6 protein-coding genes and 2 pseudogenes are annotated in these 7957 nt (G+C 35.2%); 1 reads left to right on the forward strand and 7 read right to left on the reverse strand.

Annotation, left to right across the window (positions count from 1 at the left end; genetic code table 11):
* The 4 genes and pseudogenes from AC1DTM_RS14330 to AC1DTM_RS14345 form a co-directional block, all read right to left on the reverse strand.
* A pseudogene (locus AC1DTM_RS14330) lies at positions 1 to 185 on the reverse strand (amino acid ABC transporter ATP-binding protein); the annotation flags it as partial.
* Positions 130 to 1590, reverse strand: coding sequence for an alanine/glycine:cation symporter family protein (locus tag AC1DTM_RS14335; RefSeq protein WP_033714570.1), 1461 nt, complete (start codon positions 1588 to 1590; stop codon positions 130 to 132). The pseudogene AC1DTM_RS14330 and the gene AC1DTM_RS14335, both read right to left, overlap by 56 nt.
* 159 nt (positions 1591 to 1749) lie before the next feature.
* A complete protein-coding gene (locus tag AC1DTM_RS14340; protein ID WP_477000383.1) occupies positions 1750 to 2721 on the reverse strand; it encodes a phosphotransferase enzyme family protein in 972 nt (323 codons plus the stop codon).
* Between the two features lie 29 nt (positions 2722 to 2750).
* Positions 2751 to 3437, reverse strand: coding sequence for a CPBP family intramembrane glutamic endopeptidase (locus AC1DTM_RS14345; protein WP_002159308.1), 687 nt, complete (start codon positions 3435 to 3437; stop codon positions 2751 to 2753).
* Between the two features lie 195 nt (positions 3438 to 3632).
* On the opposite strand from AC1DTM_RS14345, the pseudogene AC1DTM_RS14350 reads away from it, so the two are divergent.
* A pseudogene (locus AC1DTM_RS14350) lies at positions 3633 to 3830 on the forward strand (hypothetical protein); the annotation flags it as partial.
* A 118-nt stretch (positions 3831 to 3948) separates the two neighbouring features.
* Here AC1DTM_RS14350 and treC read toward each other — a convergent pair.
* The 3 genes from treC to treR form a co-directional block, all read right to left on the reverse strand.
* Entirely contained in the window at positions 3949 to 5610 is a 1662-nt protein-coding gene (gene treC / locus AC1DTM_RS14355) for an alpha,alpha-phosphotrehalase (protein WP_016103524.1), read from the reverse strand.
* Positions 5611 to 5623: 13 nt separating this feature from the next.
* Positions 5624 to 7051: a PTS system trehalose-specific EIIBC component gene (treP, locus tag AC1DTM_RS14360; protein ID WP_002114061.1), complete on the reverse strand. Its 1428-nt coding sequence runs from the start codon at positions 7049 to 7051 to the stop codon at positions 5624 to 5626.
* Positions 7052 to 7192: 141 nt separating this feature from the next.
* Positions 7193 to 7903 carry a trehalose operon repressor gene (gene treR, locus AC1DTM_RS14365; RefSeq protein WP_002114059.1) on the reverse strand — a complete coding sequence of 237 codons (711 nt, stop codon included), beginning with the start codon at positions 7901 to 7903 and terminating at the stop codon, positions 7193 to 7195.
* Positions 7904 to 7957: the final 54 nt, after the last annotated feature.

A 7957-nucleotide genomic window follows, 5' to 3' on the forward strand; every position in this document is an offset into this window, starting at 1 on the left:
CCCCCCTTCCCCTAACAAAGCATGTACATTCTTTTTATATTCAAAAATAGGCAAAAAAATAACTTTCATCTACATTTTGTCCATAAAAAAAGCAAAGGGATTTCCCTTTGCTCTCTTATTCCTATTCTATTAAGATACTTCTTCTTTTTTATCTTTCCCGTATTCATGCTCCCAGAAATCAGCATTTTTAATTCCTAACTGCTGCGGATCGAATACTGGATCTTTTCCTTCTTTTTTCTGCTTTTCATAATCCTTTAATGCGATCAATGCCGGTTTTTGTAATAATAGAATCGCAATAATGTTAACCCATGCCATAATTCCTACACCAATATCTCCTAAAGCCCATGCTGTTGCTGCTGTTTTTACACAACCGTAGAATACAACTCCTAAGAATACAAACTTTAGTACGATAGACATCCAAGGGCGGTCTTTATCACGGTTTAAGTAAGCTATATTTGTTTCTGCAATGTAGTAATAAGCCATAATTGTTGTAAATGCGAAGAATAGTAGAGAAATTGCGACGAAACCGTTTCCAAATCCAGGGAAAACAGATTCTACCGCTGCCTGTGTATAACCAGGACCTGGCTGTGCACCATTTAATTTATTGACGATAAAGTTTTTTCCGCTTGCATCAAATACGTTATACATGCCTGTAATAATCATCATAAATGCTGTTGCTGAACAAACAAATAATGTATCAATGTAAACGGAAAATGCTTGTACTAATCCTTGTTTAGCTGGATGCGATACTTCAGCAGCTGCCGCTGCATGAGCCCCAGTTCCTTGCCCTGCTTCATTTGAATAAATACCACGTTTTACCCCCCAAGAAATTGCTAAACCAATAATCCCGCCAAAAGCTGCTTCTAATGCAAATGCACTTTTTAAAATTAACATGAAAGCGTCTGGTAATTTTTCAATATTCATAGCGACAATTACACAAGCTACTAAAATATAACCAAGCGCCATAAACGGCACTACAACTTGCGCTACGTTAACAATTCGCTTAACTCCACCAAATATAATAAGTGCTAATGCCGCTACTAATACCGCTCCTGATACGGAAGTATTAATACCAAAAGCTGTTTCTAAACTTACAGCAATACTATTCGCTTGAACACCTGGAAGCAGCATCCCTGTTGCAAGAATTGTCGCTGCAACAAACACTAATGCGTACCATTTAACACCTAGTCCTTTTTCAATGTAATAAGCAGGTCCACCGCGGAATTGCCCTTGATGCTTCGTCTTATATATTTGTGCAAGCGTCGATTCTACATATGCAGAACCGGCTCCTAGAAAGGCTACCGCCCACATCCAAAATACAGCCCCTGGACCACCAAAGGCAACAGCCGTGGCAACACCGGCAATATTTCCCGTTCCAACGCGCCCTGATAATGAAAGTGCTAACGCTTGGAAAGAAGAAACACCCGCATCAGACTTTTCTCCTTGAAATGTAAGCTTCACCATTTCTCCTACATGTCTTACTTGTAAAAACCTCGTTCGAATGGAAAAATATAGACCTACTCCTAAACATAAATAGACAAGTGCCGGACTCCAAACAATATTATTTATCCAACTTACGATAGCTTCCAACATTCCTCCTCCTTTTTGTAAAGAATATTCAGAATATACATAAAATTATAKAATGCAAACCGAATCTATGACAATATTATTTTAATAAAACAAACATATTTTTGTATAAAAAAACAAAGTATATATTTATTTTACATACTTTGTTTTGAGATGAATGTATTATATATTCACAATTGCTTCCTTCTTTATAATTCTTTCATAGAGTTGTTCTGCTAATTCTCGAAAATGATCTGGCATATCTTTCCCTTTAAACTTCTTTTGAAGCGTACCGTATAAACCAATATCACGTAGACGTAAAAATAACGGTAACGCTTCATAGCAACTATCCGCCAGTCTGTGCTCATATTCATACCCTTTTCGTAACACTTGTAACTGTTTACGAGCAAATTCCGTCTTTTTCTCCAATGTCCACGGTGTAAAAAGAACAGAGTAATAAAGAACCATTGCCAAATCATGAATGAAGTAATTATAGGCAGCGTCATCAAAATCAAAGATTGTTAGCTCTTTTCCATCATAATGAAAATTGCCTGGATGAATATCGCCATGCATAAGGCCGAACGTTTCTCTTTCGATTGGAAGAGCCTTTATTTCATCTATTAATATAGCAGCAATCTCTTTCACTTTCTCATCTTCTAATCCACTAACAATTGCACTCTCATCCTCTTCCCACGTATCACGGTAGTCTGTTTTAGGATAATCCATTGTAAGGCGGTGCAGTTGTCCAATCGCTTTTCCCCAAGCTTCAAAGAAAGCATCTCCCCAATAAGGCGATTCTTCTCCTTTTGCTTGCTCGCCTTTTGCATATGTAAATAAAGACGCAAAAAAGAAAGTGCCATCTTCCGCTCTGATTTCTTCTACAAGATTTTGAGATATTGAGTAAAGAGGACCTGCTACCTTTGCCCCGTTCTCCGCAACATATCGTAAAAAATCTAGTTCAGCCTCTACCTCTTTTTTTGAGCGATGAGAAGAATGAGTTAAGCGTAATACGTAATCTTCATTATTTTTTCCCTTCGCCTTAAAAATATAATTCTCAAAATCACCAAGTGGTTTTTCTTCTACTTTCACATTAAATATCTTTGCAGYTTCTGCTAAAATCTCATTTGTAAAAACTCGTTCCACAGCTATTTCCATATTTATTCCCTCCTATATGTACCCTCTAATTAATTCGACATGAATGTGAGAAGTACTGCTATGAAATTGAATAATGCGTGGGCAATCATAGCCGATAAAATAGAATTTGTTTTCTCATATAACCACGCAAATACTACTCCGCTTAAAAAATTCACCGGTAATGTGTTATATGTGGGAATATGAACAACTGTAAATATTATTGAACTTATAAGCACACCGCCCCATATGCCATATCTATCTCGAAAAAACGTATAAAAAACACCCCGATATAAAATCTCTTCATATATTGGTGATATAACCGCCGCTCCAATTACCGCGATACAAAATGAATATATTGATTTATCATTTTGGACCGTATCCGTTTTACTATTTTCAAAGGAAATACCCATTTTCTCCATTATCATTAATACACCAATACTAACTACAATCAAAGAAATAACCGCTACAAATGTCCACAAGTAATCTTTCCATGAAAGCTTCCGAATCCCAATATCTGCCCACGACAAGTTATATCTTTTTATGCAAAACACATAAACTAAAAAAGTAAATACAACTGCCATAATAAATCCCATTAAAACCCCAGCATATAATGAATTCCCTAATAGATTTAAAGCATATTTATAAAAAATGGATTCAATTGTTACTGGAACAATAATAAATACAAAAACAAATAAATATAAAATTTCTTTCCATCCCCACATATATTTTAAAGTCATATATACCATCCCCTACTTCTCATTTTCTTTAGTATAGAAGATGACGTAACGTAACTTTCAAGTTAATTTTTTTCAAATAATCCAAGCATAAATTTTTCATAAAAAACAAAAATTAACAGTGATAATTTAATCCTAAAAGGGGTGGACAATGTGACAGAACAAAACAATAACCAACAGACGAATAAAACGAAGCCTATGTTTCCATCACTTGCGGAAAATATTAATTACATTGAAAACAAGCTCTCTCATTCCGATGATATAAAAAAATTAGATGTTCCTTTTCAAAATGGAAAAGGAAAAATCTTATATATCGAATCTTTAACAGACCCCAATTTAATTCACCAATTAGCTCTTGAACCACTATTAACTCGATCTGATTTGTCTATGGAAGAAAAAAAATTGGCATAAGGATTATGAAAAGGTAAAATTTAAACCGGAAGTAGAAGTGAAAATTTTATATAGTGGCGTCTTAAAATAAAAAGGTTGTATGCCAAGCGGGCATACAACCTTTTTATTTCGTATATCGATATACAATTGACTCATACGGTCTTAAGTTAAGATTCGTAATATCCTTACTTGAATCTTTGTAATTTGATAATAATACTTCTTGTTTCATTCCATCCAATTGAACATTCACTGGTGCAGAATACGTTATTTCTTCTCCGTAGAAGTTATTGATAACAAGCAATACTTCATTATTTACAGTACGTGTATATGCCCAAATCTTAGGATGATTCCCATCTAAAACATCATATTTCCCTTCTGTAATTACATTGTATTTTTTTCTAAGTTCAATTAACTTTTTATAATGATAAAAGACAGACTCTTTATCTTCTAATGCCTTCCCTACGTTTATTTCTTTAAAGTTTTCAGCCACTGAAATCCAAGGTGTACTTGTTGTAAAACCACTATTCACCTCTTCATTCCACTGCATCGGAGTACGTGAATTGTCACGAGATTTTTGTTTTAAAATCTCTATAATCTCTTCTTTGGATAATCCTTCTTCTTGTTTTATATCATATATATTTAACGATTCTACATCACGATATTGCTCGATAGAATGGAAGTTAGGATTCGTCATACCGATTTCTTCCCCTTGATAAATGTACGGTGTTCCTTGCAGCATATGCATAGCTGTCGCTAACATTTTAGCAGATTCATTTCGGTACTTCTCATCATCACCAAACCGTGAAACAATACGAGGCTGGTCATGATTACACCAAAATAACGCATTCCATCCTCCGCCCTTTTGCATTTCACTTTGCCAATCAGACATAATTTCTTTTAATTTAATGAAATCAAAATCAGCTTTCGTCCACTTATCACCATTCGGATAATCTACTTTTAAATGATGGAAACTAAACGTCATACTTAGTTCATTACGCTCTGGGTTTGAATATTTAATACAATTATCAATTGTCGTAGATGACATTTCTCCAACTGTAATTACATCTTTCCCTTCAAAAACATTTCGGTTCATCTCTTGTAAATATTCATGGACGCGTGGACCATCCGTATAATATTTACGCCCATCACTTGTAGCCGTGGTGCCTTCATCACTTAAAAATCTTTGATCTTTTGAAATTAAATTAATAACATCAAGGCGGAATCCTTTTACACCTTTTTCCAGCCAAAAGCGCATCATATCATACACTTCTTCACGAAGGTTTTCGTTTTCCCAGTTTAAATCAGCTTGTGTCTCATCAAATAGATGTAAAAAATATTGCTCTGTCTTCTCATCATATTTCCAAGCAGATCCACCAAACTTAGACTGCCAATTATTTTTTTCATCACGCCAAATATAGTAATTACGATATGGGCTATTTTTATCTTCCTTCGCTTCCTTAAACCACTTATGCTCCGTCGAACTATGATTTACAACGATATCAAGCATGATTTCAATGTTACGTGCTTTCGCTTTTTCTAAAAGCTCTTCAAACTCTTCCATCGTTCCGTAAGATGGATCAATACTGTAATAATCACTTACATCGTATCCATTATCGTTTTGTGGTGATTCGTATATCGGTGTTAACCAAATATAATCTACTCCGAGTTCTTTTAAATAATCTAGTTTCTCTGTAACTCCTTTTATATCACCAGTTTCTTTATTGTAATAACTATTAAAGCTCTTCGGATAAATTTGATAGACTACACTTTTATGCCAATCCTTCATGTTTAACTTCCTCCTACTTCTGTTTTACTCGTTTTGCAAATAACCATGTTAACGTAAATGGAATTACAACCGCGATAATCATCCCGACAATAAATATTGGAATCGATTTCGGAATGATAGAAATAAATGCTGGTAATCCGCCAATCCCGATTGCAGGTGCTAATACACCATTTAAAGTAATGAATATCGCCGCAATAGCAGATCCAATAATAGCTGCATAGAACGGGAATTTATTTCGTAAGTTTACACCGAACATCGCTGGCTCCGTAATACCGAAGTACGCTGAAATTGCTGATGTTGATGCCATACTTTTATCATTTTGATTTTTAGAAATCCAGAACATCGCTAGTGCCGCACTACCTTGTGCAATGTTAGAAAGAGCAATCATTGGCCAAATAAATGTACCGCCGTGCTGCGCGATTAATTGTAAGTCGATTGCAATAAACATATGATGCATTCCTGTAATTACAAGCGGTGCATATAATGCTCCAAATAATATTGCCCCAAGTGCTGGTACCGTTTCATATACTCCTACTAATCCGGCTGTTAATAAATCTCCAATATGACGTGTAACTGGACCGATAATCCCTAATGCTAATACACCCGTTACAACGATTGTTGTAATTGGCACAACTAATAATTGAATTGCGTTTGGCACATGTTTCTTTAAAAATATTTCCACTTTACTTAATACGAATGCCGCTACTAAAACCGGCAGGATTTGACCTTGATACCCTACCTTTTCAATTTGGAATAACCCTAAAATATCGAAGTACTCAATCTTTTGTCCCTCTAAACCAGTCGCTGCTTTTCCATAATCCCACGCGTTTAATAAGGCCGGATGCACAAGCATTAATCCCATAACAATACCTAGTATTGGACTACCACCAAAACGCTTCGTCGCTGACCAACCAACAAGTGCCGGTAGGAATACGAATGCTGTATTGGCCATCATATTAATTAAGTCCCAAAGCCCGCCTAAGTTCGGATAAACATCTAATAAATTTTTACCATCAAAAAATAAGTCCTTTGCCCCTAATAAATTGTTAATCCCCATCAGTAAACCAGCTGTTACAATCGCTGGTAATATCGGCATAAATACATCTGAAAATACTTTTACAAACTTTTGAACTGGATTTAACTTTTGGTTTCCAGAATCTTTTACGTCAGCTACTGTCGATTCTTCCATACCTGCAAGCGTTATCAATTCAGCGTATACTCGATCGACATCGCCTGGACCAATTACAATTTGAAATACCCCAGCGTTATGAAACGCTCCCTTTACTAATGAAACAGACTGTAATTTATCATTATCTATTTTACTTTCATCTTTTACAGCGATACGGAGCCTCGTTACACAGTGCGCAGCTTGTTCAATATTGTCTTTCCCACCAATATACTGCAACACTTCTTCTGCTGTTTTACGATAGTCTTTCCCCATATTCCCGTCCCTCTTTTCTTTTTTTGATACCGTTTACACTTATATATTAACTCGTATATATAAGTTAGTCAACACTCGTATATATAAGTTGGTGATTTTTTTATAAATAAAGAGATGGAACGATTATTTCGCCCCATCTCTTTATTTTCTTCGCGCCACATCCGAAAAGTGAAAAATATCTAAACGGTGACGTGATTCCGTATATTCGAACTGACTCCCATCGTATAAATGAGTAAAGTTTTTTACAACGACAACATAGTCTGTTCCATTTAAATCTAAATACTTTCGGTCATCATCTGTACATGGTTGTACTTCAATTACCCGCTGTGAATAGCTAATATGTAGCCCTAATTCTTTCTCAATGTATTTATAAATCGATGCAGTTGCAATTTCTCTCGTTAATCCTGGAATATACTCCGATACAAAATGGTTTATATCTAAAATTACTTTTTCTCCATCAATATTTCGTACACGTTTAATATGATCTATTTCCGTTTTTTCTTTCACGTTTAATAACTTTGCTACATCTTTCGTAGCTGTCATTTTCTCTATTTCCACGACTTCCGTAATACAGTAACGTCCTAAACGTTCATTTTCTTCTTGAAAACTTACAATACCACCAAAGTTAAATTCAATATTTTTGCGCTTTAATACAAAAACACCTTTTCCGTGTATTTTTTGAACATATCCACGCTCTTGCAATAAATCTACAGCTTTTCTTACAGTACCCCGGCTTGCCTCATACTGCTTCATTAATTCCGTTTCTGATGGAATTTTGCATCCTTCTTTTAATTGTTTATTATCAATAGACTTGCTGATTTCTGTATAAATTTGTTCATACTTACTCATCATCTACAATAGCCCCTTGTCACCTTCTAGTTCTATATGTATTATACCACGCTATAC

The sequence above is a fragment of the Bacillus sp. P4_D3 genome, assembly GCF_056401855.1.